Source organism: Cryobacterium sp. Sr3, assembly GCF_004402835.1.
In the GTDB taxonomy this organism is placed as follows: domain Bacteria; phylum Actinomycetota; class Actinomycetes; order Actinomycetales; family Microbacteriaceae; genus Cryobacterium; species Cryobacterium sandaracinum.
Genome location: NZ_SOFA01000009.1, coordinates 1 through 16,586 on the forward strand (window position 1 = coordinate 1; position 16,586 = coordinate 16,586).

General features: G+C 63.0%; 19 protein-coding genes. 7 read left to right on the forward strand and 12 right to left on the reverse strand.

What is annotated here, in order from left to right; genetic code table 11:
• A partial coding sequence (locus tag E3N94_RS17020) for a helix-turn-helix domain-containing protein (protein WP_241987044.1) occupies nucleotides 1-368 on the reverse strand: 368 nt, incomplete at its 3' end.
• Nucleotides 369-526: 158 nt separating this feature from the next.
• On the opposite strand from E3N94_RS17020, the gene E3N94_RS02745 reads away from it, so the two are divergent.
• The 7 genes from E3N94_RS02745 to E3N94_RS02770 all read left to right on the forward strand — a co-directional run bounded on the left by E3N94_RS02745 (nucleotide 527) and on the right by E3N94_RS02770 (nucleotide 5,274).
• Complete coding sequence (locus E3N94_RS02745; RefSeq protein WP_241987047.1) at nucleotides 527-796, forward strand: hypothetical protein; 270 nt, start codon at nucleotides 527-529, stop codon at nucleotides 794-796.
• Nucleotides 797-885: 89 nt separating this feature from the next.
• Entirely contained in the window at nucleotides 886-1,029 is a 144-nt protein-coding gene (locus tag E3N94_RS16920; RefSeq protein WP_206750947.1) for a hypothetical protein, read from the forward strand.
• A gap of 34 nt (nucleotides 1,030-1,063) precedes the next feature.
• On the forward strand, nucleotides 1,064-1,873 hold the full coding sequence (locus E3N94_RS02750; RefSeq protein ID WP_134569730.1) for a hypothetical protein: 810 nt from the start codon (nucleotides 1,064-1,066) through the stop codon (nucleotides 1,871-1,873).
• A gap of 3 nt (nucleotides 1,874-1,876) precedes the next feature.
• Complete coding sequence (locus E3N94_RS02755) at nucleotides 1,877-2,776, forward strand: hypothetical protein (protein ID WP_198416247.1); 900 nt, start codon at nucleotides 1,877-1,879, stop codon at nucleotides 2,774-2,776.
• A gap of 130 nt (nucleotides 2,777-2,906) precedes the next feature.
• Complete coding sequence (locus E3N94_RS02760; RefSeq protein WP_134569731.1) at nucleotides 2,907-3,512, forward strand: hypothetical protein; 606 nt, start codon at nucleotides 2,907-2,909, stop codon at nucleotides 3,510-3,512.
• Between the two features lie 698 nt (nucleotides 3,513-4,210).
• A complete protein-coding gene (locus tag E3N94_RS02765) occupies nucleotides 4,211-4,537 on the forward strand; it encodes a hypothetical protein (RefSeq protein WP_134451536.1) in 327 nt (108 codons plus the stop codon).
• Nucleotides 4,534-5,274: a hypothetical protein gene (locus E3N94_RS02770; RefSeq protein ID WP_134451538.1), complete on the forward strand. Its 741-nt coding sequence runs from the start codon at nucleotides 4,534-4,536 to the stop codon at nucleotides 5,272-5,274. The genes E3N94_RS02765 and E3N94_RS02770 overlap by 4 nt, the downstream gene beginning before the upstream one ends.
• Before the next feature lie 747 nt (nucleotides 5,275-6,021).
• Here E3N94_RS02770 and E3N94_RS16395 read toward each other — a convergent pair.
• The 11 genes from E3N94_RS16395 to E3N94_RS02820 form a co-directional block, all read right to left on the reverse strand.
• Nucleotides 6,022-6,180, reverse strand: coding sequence for a hypothetical protein (locus E3N94_RS16395; RefSeq protein WP_158252064.1), 159 nt, complete (start codon nucleotides 6,178-6,180; stop codon nucleotides 6,022-6,024).
• Nucleotides 6,181-6,205: 25 nt separating this feature from the next.
• The gene (locus E3N94_RS02775; protein WP_134569732.1) at nucleotides 6,206-6,679 is read right to left on the reverse strand and encodes a hypothetical protein; all 474 of its coding nucleotides are present in this window, start codon (nucleotides 6,677-6,679) and stop codon (nucleotides 6,206-6,208) included.
• 232 nt (nucleotides 6,680-6,911) lie between these two features.
• Nucleotides 6,912-8,480 carry a zinc ribbon domain-containing protein gene (locus tag E3N94_RS02780; RefSeq protein ID WP_166790037.1) on the reverse strand — a complete coding sequence of 523 codons (1,569 nt, stop codon included), beginning with the start codon at nucleotides 8,478-8,480 and terminating at the stop codon, nucleotides 6,912-6,914.
• Entirely contained in the window at nucleotides 8,477-9,286 is an 810-nt protein-coding gene (locus E3N94_RS02785; protein ID WP_134569734.1) for a metallophosphoesterase, read from the reverse strand. The genes E3N94_RS02780 and E3N94_RS02785 overlap by 4 nt, the downstream gene beginning before the upstream one ends.
• Nucleotides 9,287-9,362: 76 nt before the next feature.
• On the reverse strand, nucleotides 9,363-9,962 hold the full coding sequence (locus E3N94_RS02790) for a hypothetical protein (protein ID WP_134569735.1): 600 nt from the start codon (nucleotides 9,960-9,962) through the stop codon (nucleotides 9,363-9,365).
• Nucleotides 9,963-10,230: 268 nt separating this feature from the next.
• Nucleotides 10,231-12,141 carry a relaxase/mobilization nuclease domain-containing protein gene (locus tag E3N94_RS02795; protein WP_166790039.1) on the reverse strand — a complete coding sequence of 637 codons (1,911 nt, stop codon included), beginning with the start codon at nucleotides 12,139-12,141 and terminating at the stop codon, nucleotides 10,231-10,233.
• The gene (gene mobC, locus E3N94_RS02800) at nucleotides 12,141-12,713 is read right to left on the reverse strand and encodes a plasmid mobilization relaxosome protein MobC (protein ID WP_134569737.1); all 573 of its coding nucleotides are present in this window, start codon (nucleotides 12,711-12,713) and stop codon (nucleotides 12,141-12,143) included. Before mobC ends, E3N94_RS02795 begins: the two co-directional genes overlap by 1 nt.
• Nucleotides 12,714-13,071: 358 nt before the next feature.
• Nucleotides 13,072-13,347 (reverse strand): hypothetical protein, encoded by a 276-nt coding sequence (locus tag E3N94_RS02805; RefSeq protein WP_134569738.1) that lies wholly within the window; start codon nucleotides 13,345-13,347, stop codon nucleotides 13,072-13,074.
• Nucleotides 13,344-13,727 (reverse strand): hypothetical protein, encoded by a 384-nt coding sequence (locus tag E3N94_RS02810; RefSeq protein ID WP_134569739.1) that lies wholly within the window; start codon nucleotides 13,725-13,727, stop codon nucleotides 13,344-13,346. Before E3N94_RS02810 ends, E3N94_RS02805 begins: the two co-directional genes overlap by 4 nt.
• Nucleotides 13,728-13,883: 156 nt before the next feature.
• A complete protein-coding gene (locus E3N94_RS02815) occupies nucleotides 13,884-14,693 on the reverse strand; it encodes a DUF2637 domain-containing protein (protein WP_166790040.1) in 810 nt (269 codons plus the stop codon).
• A 53-nt stretch (nucleotides 14,694-14,746) separates the two neighbouring features.
• The gene (locus tag E3N94_RS02820) at nucleotides 14,747-16,582 is read right to left on the reverse strand and encodes a DNA polymerase (protein ID WP_134569741.1); all 1,836 of its coding nucleotides are present in this window, start codon (nucleotides 16,580-16,582) and stop codon (nucleotides 14,747-14,749) included.
• Nucleotides 16,583-16,586 lie beyond the last annotated feature (4 nt).

Below are 16,586 nucleotides of genomic sequence, written 5' to 3' on the forward strand. Positions count from 1 at the left end.
CGTGCGTGGGCCAGGACAGCGTCGTACTGGCCGCGGTCGTGTTTGCGCATATTGCGGCGAAGCTCGCGGCTGATCGTCGACGGTGACCGGCCGAGTCGCCTGGAGATCTCCCGGATGGAGAATCCTTCTCGTCTGAACAAAGCGATCCGCTCACGTTCGATCAGGCTCAGGTACCGTTCGTGTCTGTCTGCCTCAGCAAGTCGTAGCGGCGCGATCCCACCACGTTGAGATCGCCAACGGTGACCGGTCGTGCGTCCGATCCCCACGCGCTTCGCGGCGGCGATCGGTCCGATCCCGGCAAGTATGAGTTTCCAATACTCGTCTTCGCGGTTGAGGTTTCTCTTGCGCCCACGTCTGGCCATCTTCACACTCCAAATCTTGGTGGAGTGTTGCGACGAGACCTAGAACTCGCCTGGCGTTTCTGGCCCTGTTTTCAGTTGGCGTTAACAGGCAGGCCAACGCCCACGCCGACGGCCAGATCCTCGCGTTCTGGCACGCCTTCGCTGAGCTGTTCCGCTGGGACTTCCTGCCGGTCGATTTCCTGCACGCGCTCTACGCAGACTGGATGAGCGAGGAGTTCCCGGCTGACACGCCTCTCTTGAAGAAGGCCTTCACCCGCCGCATCAAGACGGTCGCCACGGCGTCAGGCGAGTGGCTCTACACCCGCTCCCGCCCGGGGTCGATGATGGATGCGGCTGAGCCGCTCACGGCCCGGGTGCCCGGCTGGACCAGGAACCGATCCGATGACGCGCAGTATGGCTTGCGCCGGAGCAAGTCCGCGACGATTACCCGCTGAGTGCGCGGCAGCTGCCAGACTCTGTGGTTCCTGCCCGAAGCGCCCTGCTTGTTCATAGAATTAATACAGATTAATAGAAGTTAAGAGCCGTGCCTGAGCCGTTCGACCACGCCTTCCTCAAGCGCCTGCACCTGTTGGGCACAGAGAACAGAACGCTGCACCGCACCCAAACCGAGTTGCCTGATAAAGTTATCAGCGTGGAGCATAAATGCGACAGCAAGCGGGCTATGTAGCGTTCTCGCAACATATCGAGATATAGTTGCGCATATGCAACGCATCATCGACCAGATCATCGAGGGGTCCGGGCTGTCCAAGTCCGCCCTCGCGGCGCGGTCTGGGCTCGCGAGGTCGACGCAGTACCGGATACGCGATGGCCTCGTCGACCCAGCCATTGGCACCGTCCGCGAGCTTGCCCTGGCCGCAGGCTTTGAGCTCGTGCTCTCCCTGGCGCCGCTGTCAGACCCGGATGCGGCACGGGCAGCTCGGGTGATCCTTGATCCGCTGTACGAGGCTTCATACGTGCTGACTCAGCACGGCTTGACCACAGGGACGACCGGAGAGGCGAAGAAAGTCGACGAATGGGTCGAGCGTCTTCGCCGGTGGGTGCCAGACGGCAACCCGGTGGACATCGTTTCGCAGGCCGGGCAGAGCTCGAGCCTTCTGCACCGACCCGGCACTGTGTTTCTGCGCGGCCGCGTTACTGAGCTCAAGCTCGCCTCGGCCGGCGACTTCTCCCAGCAAGAATGGCTGATTTCCGGCGCTGCTGTCATCGACCGAATCGGCGTGCCGGATGACGAGGGGGCCCTGTACGGCGGTGCTCTGCCAGGCACCAGCGCCTGCCCGTACATCGTGCACACCGCAGATACTCACCGCTTCGCGCGACTCCTGGACAACATGGAGACGGTTCGCCCCAACAAGGCGAACCTCATCATCGCCGAGTACACCGCCGGCGTCGAGGTCGACTCGTGGGAGGACGGCAAGATCAAGCTCGCGGCTCCGATCCAGGGTCTGCTCGACGCCTTCGGCATCAGAGGCGCCCTCGGAATAGCCGCAGAGCGCATCGCCCGGAGCTGGTGAAGCATGGATGAGACCAGCAAGCCTCAGAACAGCTCGGATAAATACAGAGCCTGGGCCGTCAGCGCTGACCGCTTCGTGAAGCAGCCGAGACCGAAGCCGGCCAGCGCTACCGGCCGGCCGCCGGCGCCCCGTACCTCTCTCAGTTCCTCGGCAACGCAGGTCCAGCTCGAGGAGACGGGCATCACCTGGGATCGGTCCGCCGTCGATTGGTCGCTTCTCGAGCGCTCAACTGTGGACCGCGCGCGCAGCCGGTTCCGCGCCTCCCTGCCGGAGTACATCTGGGACGCTGCCGCGCTGGAAGGCAACCCGTACACGCTCCCTGAGGTGCAGACCCTCCTCGAAGGCATCACCGTCACCGGGCACCGCATCGCGGACCAGGACCAGATTCTCGCTTTGAACGACGGGTTCAACCTCACCGACGAGCTTGTTGGTGCCAGCAAGTTCTACCTCGACAAGGCAACGAGCGATGAGATCCATGCAAAGGTCGCCGTTTATGGGGCGATCGAATCGGGTCACTTCCGCGGCGAGGGCTCAGCCGGCGGTGGCGGACACGTCAGCATCGGCGCCCTCGGAACCTTCCACGCCTCCGAGCCCGGCGAGAATGGCACGACCCTCAAGCGAGAATTCTCTCGCTTGAGGGCCTATCTCCTCGAAGACGTTGAAGACCCACGTGAGCAAGCCATCGCGTACTTCTGCGCCGCGACGAGGCGACAGTTCTCCTTCGACGGCAACAAGCGCACGGCGAAGCTGATGATGGCCGGGCACCTGATGCAGAACAGCTACGACGCCATCTCCATCTCGGCCAGACGCCAGCTGGAGTTCAACCAGCTCCTCGCCCCCCTGTTCGACACCGGCGAGGCCACCGCGATGATGCAGTTCATCATCGACTCGCGTCCCGCGTAACGCAGCAGGTCACCGAGCCGGAGCGCGGCGCCGCACGACGCACGCGAACACCCGCACCACGCGACACAGCACCACCCCCGCCAGCCAATACGCTGAGCGGGCACCGACATATCCCTTGGGGGGAACCACTATGACCAAGTTTCAACGCACCATCCTCACCGCCACCGCAGCGCTCACACTCGCAGCCCTCCTCACCGGATGCAGTATCGCCGCCGGTGACGTCGCTGGACTCATCCCCGGCGCAGCCCCTGCGCCGGCCAGCGCGGCTCCCACGCCGACCGTGATCCCCGGCGACCGCGACGGCAACGGCAAGATCTCCGCGTTCGAGACGGAGCAGCTGGCCAAGAACGCGCTGCGCGACTACACGATGCCCGATGGCGGCGTCGTCACGATCGACCCGACGCAGCCGCTGCCCGAGCCTGTAGTGGAAGCGGTCAAGGCCCAGGCCGCGCCAACCGTCGCTGCGGTTGGCGCTACTTTGAATCAGCAGTACGCACTTGTCGACCTCCAGAACGAAGCCGATTCAACTCAAGATGCGACCGGCAAGGGTGTCATCTTCGTCTATCCGTGCAAGAGCGCGACCGACCTGCAAGGTGGCTACGAGAACGTGTGGGCCACCGCAGCCTCGCGTATCCGCGCAACCGGGATCGCCGCGGTCCAGAGCAAGGACATTGTCCTGTCCGATGCTCAGTTCTGGGCCAGCAGCCGCGGCTACGAAGTCATCGTCTTCGGGTAGCACGCGGTTCCCGGGACTCAGGGCCGAGCGTTGACCAGGTCATCGGCCGTGCATGATCGAGGCAAAGCGGCGACGCCGAGTACCTGTGCATCTGGCCTCCCACACACGTCCTACGAAGGGTTCAAAGCCATGTCGAATAACGAGGAACCCCAGAGCGCCACGCACCTCTGCCCCGCCTGCGGGACCTGGCTCTGCGACGACTGCGGCGCCCAGCGACCCTACGCCAGCAGATTCTCAGCCCAGGCGCAGCACTGCGCGAGCTGCCGAAGCCTGAGCGGGCACATGACGCCGGCACGTCATCGCACACGCCGCGCAGACGATCACGAGGCTTCGTATCAGTCGTGCATCGCCGACGGTCTCGCGCTGCGTTATCCGCTGGAGGACGCCCGTGGCGTCAATCAGCAACAGAACCGGGACGATGCTGCTGGTTGAGCGCGGCACGTTCACCCAGACAAGCAGAAGAAGGACGCGACAATGAACACCTCAAGCATCGACCTCGGCGCCCGCGTTGGACTCATCGGAGATGTTCACGGCAACCTCCCGTTTCTCCGCGGTAGGCCGGACTGGCCTGTGACCGCATAGCTGTTGAATTCTCTGCGGACAGCGCGCGAAGTGCTGACCAAGGTGAACTCCCGTGCTCTAGCCGAAGCTGATAGCGGTCGTTGCAACAATGCACAGAGATGTGTACAGTTGCAAGCATGACAGCGCTGCGCATGCCCGTATCCACCGCCGCCCGCAAGGGGATCTCTGCGGTTGCCGCCGATGCGGCCCAGCAGCGTATCGTGCTCACGCGAATGGGTCATGACGTTGCTGTGATCGACTCGGCAGAGCGCCTCGACGAAACAGTGCGCGTGCTCAGAGACACATCGCGTGAGGTTCTGGGGGCATACGCGAATCTCGCCGAAGCTCGAGGCGGTCAGAACTCCTTGGCTGACGTGTGCGCCCGACTGGGTCTCAACGAGACCGTCGTTCGTGAGCGAGCTGTGCGGTTGCAGGCTGCGCAGATTCCTGCTGCACGCTATTGAAGCCTGGCAACCGTCTTCCCGACGACCAGGCCGAGATCGTCTTCTCCGACGTGTTCGTCGAGCAGCTGGAAGCCTGCTCCAGCGTAGAACGCCTCGAGATCATGACGACCGTGGTCGCCCTGTGCTCTGATCCTGGCGGAAGCCACACACTCAGTGCCCGGGGCAACGACCGCATGCTCGTCGGTTGGAACACCGTAGCCGTCGTAGAAAAGACGAAACGAGTTGTCTATCGCGTCGACGAGAACGTAGCGAGCATCTACGTGCTTTGCGTCGGACCTCGACGAAACGACGAGGTCTATGACCTGGCCACAAGCCTTGCCTCCTCCGGACTGTTGACCGACGAGGAGGTCACTCAGCTCTGGGAAGCGCTGAGCCTGCTCGACGTCGCCGCCGAGTCAGTAGGTCTCGATGGCTGGGACTACCTCCCCGAGGCTGCGCCGGATGGACAGCAGCGCGCTGCTGTAGCGGCCGGGCTGCTGTCCGAGTCCATGGCAGCGCTTCTGTCGAAGGATGAGATCTCAGCCGCTCTGGAGCGCGGCTGGGGCGAGAACGGGCCCGACAAGACCAAAGCGCTCCTCGCTGCGTTGCAACGTGCCCGCGGCGGCGCACACTTCGACTCAGCCGAGTGGGTAATGACCAATCGTCAAGAAGACCGGTGCAGCAAGCAGATGCCTCGAGCGGGCCGCAAGTGCATCCGCAAGGCCGGCCACCCCGGACCGCATCGCGCCAGCGCCTAGCAAAGGACAGTTCACGATCGCGCATGTCGGCGCCCTGGCACTCCCGGCTGTGAACGATCGCGCATGTCGTCGCCCCGACGCCTGCGCTCGAGCGGGCTGCCAAATAAAGTGTCGCCGTCGTTGTCCAAATAAAGTGTCGCCCCGAGCAAGCCGCTTTGGCAGGCGACACTTTATTTGGCAATCCAACGCGCTCTTCGACACCATCAACCGGCGCAGGCCCTGCTCGACGACGTCTAGGCGCTGAAGGAGCTAAGCACCACTGTTCCTGCTCTAATTCGTGTTTAGCAATGACAACCACCATTTAGGTGCGGGCCCTCCGGCCGAAAGTTACCTGAACACCTGATTCATTGCGGAGTCACCTGATACCTGGAGGTATCAGGTTCACAGCCCGCGTGGAGGGTTCGAGGGGTCTCGCTACGGTCGGGCTGAGGGCACTGTCCTGACCGACGTTCCTAGCCGGCCTGTCCCCGACGAGTAGCAGCGCGCTTGTCCCTCAGCAGCGTCGCGTGAGCGTCCTCCCGCGCTTCCGCGACGATCTGGTCACGCACGCCCTGGTCGCTCAAGTCGCGCAGCTGTGTCGAACGTGGCGCCGTGCGCTCGATCCTGCCGGGCCGCGATGGTGACGTGAAGTGGAGACTCGCGAACGCAACGCGCACCGAGATCCTGCTTAACGGCGCCGATCTGCGGCATGCACTCGAAAAAGACATCTGGCCGGTTACGAGCTCGCTGTCTTGGCGAGAAGAGAAACTACTTCGCGGCGGGTGTCTGAGAAAGCTTGACGATCCACTTCGGCGTCTCCACGCCGACGCGGCGGTCTGCGTTCACCCGAACACGCGCGGCTACTGCCTGAGCTTTCGGGCTAGGTCGGCTGTCACTCTGACGTTGCTGAATCTCGTTGATCGTCATGTTGTGCCTCCTGTTCCTGCACTAATTATGCGTGAGGTAGCCTGAAAATACCACGTACAGCACTGAAAATTCGAGCGCGGCTGCCAATTGGTATAGGCACATCATCGTCGTCAGCGGACGGTAATTCGCTGCTCGGTGTTTCGTAGGCAGGTGCTTCGCTGGCAGGACCAGCGGATAACCCCGTAGGCCCCTTGTCCAGGAACCACTGCGTTGCCGCTTCGATAAACGCTCGTTCTGGCTTGGTCTTGGATTCGAGCGCGTCGAGCATTTCAAGGCCGGTTATCTGCGTGGTCTCCTCTGCCGCCAGGGTCAGGTTCAACGCATACTCGGCGCGCTTCCACCATTGCTCCTTGCGGGCGTTCTTCGTCGTCGCGATGTAGGCGATAACGGCAGCGACGACGGCCAAGCACCCTGCGAACCCGGGAGACTGTGCGAAATCCGGGAACCAAAAGAGGAACGCGCCGCAGAAGTCGCGCAGATTGTCGAATACCGGGCCCATCCGCCCAGCATGTCAGAGACAGGGAACGGGCCGGACGCAAATCCGCCTCGACGCGCTGCCAGCCCCCTTTTTCTGCGCAGCCTCATCTCGGTTCAAGGGGGTGGTTTTTTACCCGTGATAATCGCACTTATCCGCACTATCGGCGCTAAGTTTCTCCTGCCGGAAGCGGACGCGATGGCGGGAAAGCCTTTGCGCCGTCAGCGTGAGCAAGTACACCAAGCAGTTTCGCTTTTCACGAAGTTTCTTGAATCGCGTTGGCCGGCTGTTGGAGCCCGGCGAGGCCAACTGCAAAGGCCGTGTGCGCTTTTTCGACGCGGGTCGAAGAGGGTGCTCGGCGCCGAGTTAGCCCAGTTGGAGGTGAACCCCAGTGCTGGGTGAATTGAGCGTCGATGATCTTCTTGACCGTCCCCCGATACATCCAGAGTTGAACAGAATCATTGTGGGAACGTCCCAAAATTGTTCGTGCTCCGTTGATGTCAGCGTGGGATTTTCGTCCGCAGAACCGGCAGCGGAAGAGTTCTCCGCTCCTGTTGCGGAAGTCTATGTTGGTGCAGCTCGCGCACTGCTGGCTCGTATACGCAGGGTTCTCATACGTCACCGCGATGCCGGCCACTTCCGTGAGAGAGGTGAGTTTCGCTTTGACGGTAGCCCTCGCGGATCTGCTCAGTAGATGGTTCATGCGTGGACTCATGCTGCCGCCGCGAAAGTCGAGTCTCTCGACCACGATCGCTCGAATACTGCGCCGGGACAGCTGGTTCAGGATTCGGTTGACTTCGTTCACCGTGTGTTCGCGGATGCGGCGGGTCAGCGCCCGGTAACGCCGTGACGCGTTGGGCTTGATACCTTGCTTCTGCAGGGCGCGTGTCAGCGCGAGAAGTTCCGCATCACGCTCTTTGCGCCAGGTGAAAATGGTGTTGCCGAGCAGTTGCCCGGCCGACGTCGCAAACATGTGGGACAAGCCCCAGTCCAGGCCCAGCACAGTGCCATCCGTGCGTAGTTGTGCCAGAGCGTTCTTTCGCAGCAAGCTCACACTCACTTGGTTATCTGTGTCGACGCGCACTTGCGCGTAGTGCAGCACCCGGCCGGGCGCAGTCTCCATGTGCCTATACGACGACAACGGAACCATGACGGGGTGGCCTCGATCCAGGGTGGAAATTTTCACCCAGTAATCGAAGGTCTTCGCGCGCGAACGCTCCACGTTCGCAATCAGGCTGTCCATCTGCATCGTGCGAATTGAACCCAGACGAGGGCGCGGGTGCGACCGAGTCACCTGCTTGATCATTTGGCGCGACAACCGATACGCGGCTGCCGGTGGCGCCTCCTCATCCGTTGGGAGAAGAAGGGAACCGTCTTTGAGCCACCACGCCCGGAAGGCGTTCACCCGATACAGCCAGAATTGGGTGTTCTTCGGTATTCTCGACCCGCGAATCAGGACAGCAACGCGCTGCTTCGCTATCTCTTCCCACGACCGAGTAGCCGCAAAGGCCTGTTTCGTGACACATTGCCACTGCCGCTGAGACAAGACACTCGTCTCGGCGAGAGGTTTCGTGTCGAGGAACTTCGGAAAGTGCGCGCCCTCGAAACGCGTTCGCGTGAGCCCTGAATGCACTCGGACCAGACCCGCCTGCCAGGGGGCTAGCATCGCGACGATCGCTTCCGTTTTGCGCACGTTCGCGGAGTTCGGCAACGGATACGTGCGCACAACCTCTCGCGGCTTCCTCCCCTTCGTCAGCGGCACAACGCGATCGGTCAACGACCCGTTGCCGAGCGGCCCGAGAGGCTGGAGGATAATGGCGCTCACCGAATTTCCTTCGGTGCGCGCTCGAGCCATCGCCAATTCAGTGTCGCGAGATCAAGGAGAGCGAGATTCCGCGTCTGACCATCACGCCCGAGCGACACAACCTGCCGCCCAGAAGCGGGCAGCGTGACCTGATCGGCTAAGTGCATGTGGCCGTGGAACACCAACGACGGGGCCACGCCGTCCCAGACCCTCGTGACGAGCGCGCGTGACCGGCTTGAGTAGTCCAGGGCTTCCGGGCTCCAACGCATCGGATTGCTGCTGAGCATGTCTTCCGAGGCCGGGGTGCCACCGTCGATGGCTTCGTGCGTTAGCAGGACATCTGCCGGGCCGCCGCTGATGGCTCGCTCGACGTCTTGCTCCGTGGGTAGCTCACCGGGGAACCAATCGATACCCTCTGATCGCATCTCAGAGTCCACGGAAGCGGCGCCGCCGAACGATGCGAAGGTCCTCTTCCCGATCTCGAACCGATAACCGCGGGGGAGGACTTCAACGACTGAGCTGAGCGCAACTGGGTTTCCGGGCTCAGACGCAAACGCTTCTTCGAGCCAGTCCCAGTTCTCGTGGTTGCCCGGTGTGACGAGCACACGCGAGATGCCGGCCCGGGCGCACCAGAAGTCAACGGCGTCGAGGAATTTGCGGCCGCCTGCACCGGGCCAGATCCCGAAGTCGCCGACGTGCAGGATCGTTCGCACTCCAGGGGCGTTTCGAGCGATCGACGGGACGGCCTTGCCAATCCAGTTGACGTTTCCGTGCCAGTCGCCTGCGATGACCACGTGCGTCTCGTCGGTCGGAGTCAGCGGTGCCATCTAAGCGCAACTTCCGGATGGGTCTCGAGCTGTCCGCGGGGACGCTTGGAGGCCTCGGCGAGCTCGACGAACATGCTCACCACCAGTCGTCCGACTCGACGATTTGCTTAACAGCGTCGACGTCGCCCCCGTCACGGAGCCACTCCACGGGGGTTTGACGCCCCTCGGCGACGAGGCTTGACTGCGGCGTCGCCATGAATCCAGCGACGCTGTGCCAGTCCCACCGCGGGGTGAAGACCTGGATGATCTCGGTGAGCCCGGGAATGAGCTTGTTCGGGTGTCCGACATTGAACTGCCAGACAGGGAATCGGAACCTGCCAGAGACCTCGATCGCGTACAGGCGTCCCTCGGACACGGCAGTCCGCACGGCTTCGTCGTTCCACCCCAGAAAGACGGTGGCGTCTTCGAGCGACATCGTGGCAAACAGGTTGGACAGCCATGCCTCGGCCGCGCCCAGCTGCAGCGATCCTTTGTTGACTTCTTTTGATGTCGAGGCCAACTCTTTCGCGGTGAAGGCTCCCGATTCGATCAGGAACCGCTCCTGCTTCTCACTTAGCCAGCTCGTTGAGACGGGCCTCTGGCTCAGCAGGAATTCGGTCAAGGCGCGGGTTAGGAAGCCCGAGTCGCCCCCTACCTGGTCTATCGCTTCTCCGAGCTGTCGCAGGGCGTCATCCAATGCCGGCGGCGGACCGACTTGTCCGTCGGCGCTGTCGTGGGCGGACGTGGAATGGGTCATGAGCGGCAGACTAGAGGCATTTCGCCGTCGTTTCCAGCGTGTAGATAGACCCCCGAAGTGCCTTTTACCTTGCCGTATGGCGGATTCTTCTCTTATATGAGCGAACCGTCGACTCACCCAACGGTCAGTCAGCGCGTAGGCTCCCAGCAGATTTGCAGGTCGGGAGACGTGGCGCGGGGACGTTGTTGGTCGAGCACCCTTCCCATCGTCAGTCTTCGAGTCCGTGGCCCGGCTTGCCGGGCTTCGTGGTTGGCTCAGACTCCGTGAACCACTCGGGATGCTCCAGTCTCCTCTTGCGCTGCGCGGGCGTCATTGCCTGGTTCGCCGTGTGCTGCTCGGGTGACACTGTCGGCAAACGGAGACGGCGATTACGTCCGTTGATCGTGAGGAGTTTCTCAGCATCCTCATCCTCTTCATTAGACAGAGGCTCCCGGTTCGCCTCAGTAACGTCGGGCTCCATGGTTGCTGGGGGAGGCGTCTGCGGGGCTTCCTGAGCCTCATTGGCCTCACGCAGGGCAGAGAGCGACACACCGCCTGGAACTGAAGACGTAGCTGGCTGCTCGGGCAGCGTGGCGGCCGATTCATCGAGCTCCTGTGGTTCAGTAACGGGGGCTTTTGCCTTCATGTGCTCAGCGATCATGCGCTGGGTGTTTGCGTTCGCTTGTTCGTCGACCTCGGCCAGCGCGGCCCTCATCCGTTCCTCGATGGACGGCTTCACGGCAGGAGCGGTCATTCGCGGATCAGGGGCGATCACGGGCTGAGCCTGCGCCGTGCCGTCGGGGGAGGAGGTCGCGGTGGTCTGTGCCTGTTGCGCCTTCCGTGTCGCGTCTTTCTCGCGGTTCGCATTCGCCAGGCGGGCCAGCTCGGTGAAGTCACCAAGGCGATCGGCCTCGGTCGCCGCTTCGAAGTCTTCGAATATGGCTGGGAAGAAGTCGGCCGCCGCCTGGTCCTCGGCCTGCGCTGCGCGCTCCGAGCGGGCGAGCCGCTCGACGACGGTCTGAGCATCGGCGAGCTCCTGAGCAGAAAGCACAGGAAGTGGTTTCGGGGCGCCGACACGCTGCTTCTCGGGGCGCCGCTCTCGCTCTTGGCCAGAGGCATTGGCTTCGAGCTGCTGGATGGTGCTGTCGAAGGCGAAGTGGTCGCCGAGAGTGGTGCCGCGGACTGGCGTTTTCATGACGTCCAGCCGGTAGGACAACGCGTGCTTCTCGCCGGGCTTCCCCGCGCGACTAACACGGTGGTTCACGGTCACATCGTGCTCGGACATGACCTCGACGAAACCGCTAAGGTCCACGGAGCGAGGGTCCTCCATCGAGTCTTCGAAGGCGGCGCGGATGATGTCGTGGTTCGAGATCTCACCTTTGGCGGCCATGCGTCGGTCCCGAGTGCGGCGCTTCTCGGCTGTCCGTTCCGTCACCGAGGGGAGCTTCTGTTCGACGCCGTACTCGGCGCCATGCTGCTTGATGAAGTCATCAGCACGCTCGCGCAGCCGGCCGATGTCAGTGAGCGCGCCGGACATCTTGCGGCCGGCTTCCCAGACTTGGCCGTCAACCTCCATCCGCTCGACGACGACCGCTTGGAGGACTGCATGAACATGGAACAACGCTCGGCCCGGTGAGCCATCGAGTGTTGCCGTACCCAAACCGTCGGCCTGTCCAACGAGCTTCATTTGAACGCCCGGGTAGAGCCGGGTCATCATCGCTGTGACGAACTCAAACGACTGTCGCACCTGCTCGGGATCGTCTGGGTTCACCTCGTCGAGACCGAAGCTGACGATGACGTGCACGGCCTGAATCTCGTCGACGTAGCCGTCACCCTCGCGGCGGACGTGCGTGGCCGCGGTGCTGCCTGCTGCGACGGCCCAGTACTTGCGCCCGTTCGGACGCGCGCGCCGGACGTACGTCGCGACCTCGCCAGGCTCGGGCAGCTCGTACTTCGCTGGGACCTTCCGCTTCGCGCCCTGCTTGCCGTGCACACGGCGCACCGCGGCGAACTCCCGCTCGGCGGTGGGGACTCGGCACCGGATGCCCTCTGAGTACAGAACGCGTGGCTCAGTGCCGCCGGCTTTTTCTTTCTCGGTGTATCTCAGCAAGCGTGCGGCAACCGCCGTCTTACCGATCACTACGACTGGAATGGCAGCACCGCCAGTAGCTTCGCGTCGCGCTCAGCATCCGCCGTCATCTGCATGCGAATATCGACCAGAGCACGCTCGACGCCGCGAATCGCATCAGTGTCGACCTTGCCCATAGCGTTCGCGACCTTCGCTATTTGGTTCCAGTTGTGGCCTATGAAGTGGAGCTCGCGCGTGCGCTCGTTGTAGCTCGTCGTGACGCCTCGGACTGCGTCGCGGACCTCCGCGAGCAGAGCCTCGTCAACGGCGGCCACGGGGCGCTGAGCCTTTGCGGACTGGTGCGTCTCGTCGCGCTGCAGCGACGCGACGAGCCTGATCACCTCGCGGATTGCGTCGGGTCCTGACGCTGCGCCGAGCTCGGCTTGAACGAACGCGAGGTCATCTGCGTCGTCGGCCGTCATCCTCACGGTGACGACAACGTCCTTCACCGGGCGGGCCGAGCTGCGCTCGTCAGCCCTCTCGATCGCAACTGCGCCGCGGCTCACGGCAAAGGACTCGGCGGCCACCTGAGGGGTGTCCGCCTCGGCCATCGTCGGGCGCTCCCAGCTCTTCGCTTCGCTCATAGCCCGCGCCCTCCGTGTGGTCTGTTGACTAGCCTGTCTCGCATCCGGAACTCCGCTTCTTCGAAGCTTGGTCCCGTGCTCAGCAGTCTAGTGAACAGACCACTGGCAAGCAATCCGACCGAAATCATTTTCGCTGCGCTCCATGATTCGGTCGGACCGGGCGGTCCCTCTCGCTCCGCTCGATGGTCTGCCCTTTGCATGCGGGGGCGCTGCCCACTCGACCCCGATCAAGACGGGCGCTGCCCCTCTCGATACTCAACCCGTGCGGGAGGGCGTTGCCCTCCCGAGACGCTGCCTGACACGACGAAGCCCCGCACACCTGAACGGTGATGCGGGGCTTCGTCGTGTCAGGCAGCCGTTACAGGCCGAGCTTGGCTCGGAGCGTCTGGAGCCACTGGCTTTCGCTCATGTCGTCCGTGACGGCCTCGACGCCGTACGTCGCGTACAAGTCGGTGACCAGCTCCATGCGCTGCCGATCGCGGTTCGCGATCACCTTCGCGCGGAGTAGACCCATACGCTTTTCGGCATCGGCGAAGAGCTGCTCATCGGTCTTCGGCACTTTACGCCTGGGCTCGACCCTCGTTGCCCAGGGGCCTACCTGCGTCGCAGTGGCGGTGCTGTGGAAGTCATTCATCGGAGATCCGTTCCTTCGTTTGTTCGTTGTCGTTTGTCAGCCCCTACTAGAGGGACTCGGTCTATGGGGTGCGAAACCGATATGCGGAGCCGGTGGCCCTCAGCTGCGTTCCTGGTCTCGTTCTTTTCGATGTGCCACGTGCAGTGCCCGTCAAGGCACGCCAGCTGGTCACGGTGGTCGCGAGCGACCTCGGGCCACGCCGTCTTCTCGCTCCTGTAGCAGTCCGACCAGTCACGACCGCGCTCGGACTTGGCGGCGAGGATGAGAACGGCATCGTCCGCATCGTGCATTGCGAAGGAGAACTGCAGAGCCTTCAGCACGGCGGTCTCGGCCTCCTCAGCGCGGTCCGACGGGACCGACAAGACGATCTCGTCGTGCACGATCGCCCGCAGGCATGGCAGGCACGGCAGGCACGGCAGGTGTGATCGTCCCTGCCAGGCTCGAAAGCGGAGACGTGTGCGGGGTCCTGACGATGTGCGGCGATCGCCGGTGTCACGCCAGTTCTCCTTCTCGTGTTCCAGTAGTTCGGAAACTTCTCACCAGCTGGCGCGCAAAATGTCAGGAGCCTGCTTGCGCGCATCCGCGAGACGACGCAACACTGTCCGGTCGGTCAAGGGCTTTCCTGACTCCTCGAACTGCTGCGCCAGAGTTTCCTTTGTCACGTCGTGCCCTGTCGTGGCGCGCGACACGATCCAATTGACCTGTCCTGCCCGGTCATCCGGGATTGACTCAACTGTGTGCAAGCGCGTCATCTGATCCACGGGCGTGACAACCTCTGGCGCACGAGTGGCAGGCGCGTCAGTGACCGCGTCAAGCGTGACAACCTCTGCCGCGCCCGTATCGAGGACGGTGACCGCGGCGACAGTGTCCGCGACCGCAGTGTCATCCACCACTGTCAAGCTGACAGGCACAGATGTCATTGGTACGACAGCGTCCCCGGTAGACACCAGCTCTGCGACAAGCTCTTCTGCCGGTGTCAGTAGGCGCACGAGCATCTCGCTGGAGAGCAACAGCCCGACCGGCGGGATTGCACCCACGAAGATTGCGAACGCCATCGAGATGCCCTGGGCCTGGTCGTATACGGCTGCTGTGTGCACACCAGCACCAACCACCGACACGGTGGCGAATCCCGACAATGTGACCCATGGCCACGCTGTCGCACGGCGTGAACGACCGCGCCACGCGAAGATCACGAGCATTGCAGTGACGATGCTGCCATCCACGATCAATGGCCACGCCCACGCAATATCGGCTGGGATGCCTGAGCGGGACGCGAGGTCACGCAACACCTCAAACGACAGGACGAAGGCGAGCATGGAAATACCAGCCACCAAAACCGTGGCCACAGCGGTCAGCCAACGGGAGACGCGAACCGGAGCTGATGCCCCTCTCGTTGTATTCATGCTGCTCTTCCTTCCTGGCTTTGGTTGTCAGTGGTGTGCCACGTGCAGCCCACATAGGTGCACGTCATGAGTTCTCGGTGGTCGCGGGCGACTTCGGGCCATCCCTTCTTCTCGCTGCGGTAGCAGTCAGCCCAGTCGCGCCCTCGATCAGACCTGTCGGCCAGAACAAGAACCGAGGCCGCATCCGGCGCGATCCGGTAGGCGAATTGAAGCGCGTCCAGCACAGCCGCCTCCGCCTCATCGGCACGGTGCTCAGGGACGGAGAGCACAATCTCGTCGTGGACGATGGCCCGCAAGCCTGGCAACAACCACTCAGGCAGGCGCAAAACGCCCTCCATCATCAGATCGCGTGCTGTGCCCTGCCCGATGTGCGCAGGCGCCTGGGTGTATTCCTTGCCCGGCTGCACCCGCATCCGGCGACCAAACGCATTGGCGATTACCTGACGGGAGGCATCAGCGCGTATCCACTTTTTGAACGCAGCCAAGCCTGGAAACTTCAGCTCCAGCGTCGCGAGTTGCTTCTCAGCGTCGGCAAGGCTGTATCCGGCACTGGCCGCCAGCGCCGCTGGCCCCATGCCATAGGTTGTTGCGTGCGTGATCGCCTTAGCGTCACCGCGCCGAGGGTGATGGCCGGCGCCACGGACCCAACCGTCTCCACCGAATACCGCCGCTGCCATCTCGTCGTGCATGTCCTTGCCCGGCGCCAGCGCCGCGATGTAGTTCTCGTCCTGGCAGTGCATCGCCATTGCACGAGCATCGATCTGCGACAGATCCGCGCCGATGAGCACGTGCCCGACGTCGGGCAAGAGCATCGCTCGCTCGCAGATGTTGCCCCGATCACGCTTGCCCATGACCGACAGTCCGGGGTCGGTAATACTGATCCGCCCTGTGGCCTGTACCGCAGCCACACCCGGGTGCACACGCCCGTCTGAGCTTCTGTGCTTCAACAGCGTCTGCGCCATCGACCGCTCCCCGTTGAAACCTCGAATCGTCTGGCACAACTCCACCAAGCCCACGTTCTCCGGGTGTTGGGACTCAAGCTCGGTCAGCGCTTCCTTCCCCGTTGCCAATGCACCCGTTGGCGTCCGAGGTGGCGTGACACCGAGGTCGATGAACGCCCTCTCAAGCGCCAGCATTCCAGCCGTTGTCGTGTGCGGCTTCTTGCCCTCGAGAGGCAGACCGTAAGCTTTGTGCAGCCGCTGCTTCAGAGCGAAAATGCGCTCAGCTCGCTCGGTAACCATCCGCTGCGCCAGATCCAAGTCAACACGGAAACCGTGCTGCGCAATGTGACCCAGTCTCCACATCACACGGTGTTCTCGCCGCAGGTAGTCATCGACGACCAAGTGTTTGGACAGCTCGCGCACCAGCTCAACGTCCTGCACGAGGTACCGCACGTAGTCCGGATGGTCCACGGGGATCTTGTCGTACCCCTCGAACTCACGGGCTAGTGTCTTGAGAGCGGAGCCGCAGTCTCCTGCGAGCTTCCCGTCAAGTCCCAAGCGCTTGGCGAGGGCATCTAAGTTGTACCGGCGCGCGTCAACCTTCCCCGAAAGCGGTGGATCGTTTTGTCGGGCAGCCAGCAGTGTGTCCATCACGCGGTCCTCGCGCACCAGACCCGCCAGATCGAGGCCGTAGTACAGCTCCAAGGCAGGCAGGTCGAACCCGAGCACGTTGTGCCCGACGACGAGGTCGGCCTTCTCGATCATCTCGACCACCATGGCGAAGTCCGTGGTCGTGACCACTGGGGAATCGCCAACGGCGAAGCCGGCGAGTCGAACGAAGCCTGGGCCGTAGTCCCACAGCCGATCTGCGTCGGCGGTTTCAAGGTCCAAGAAA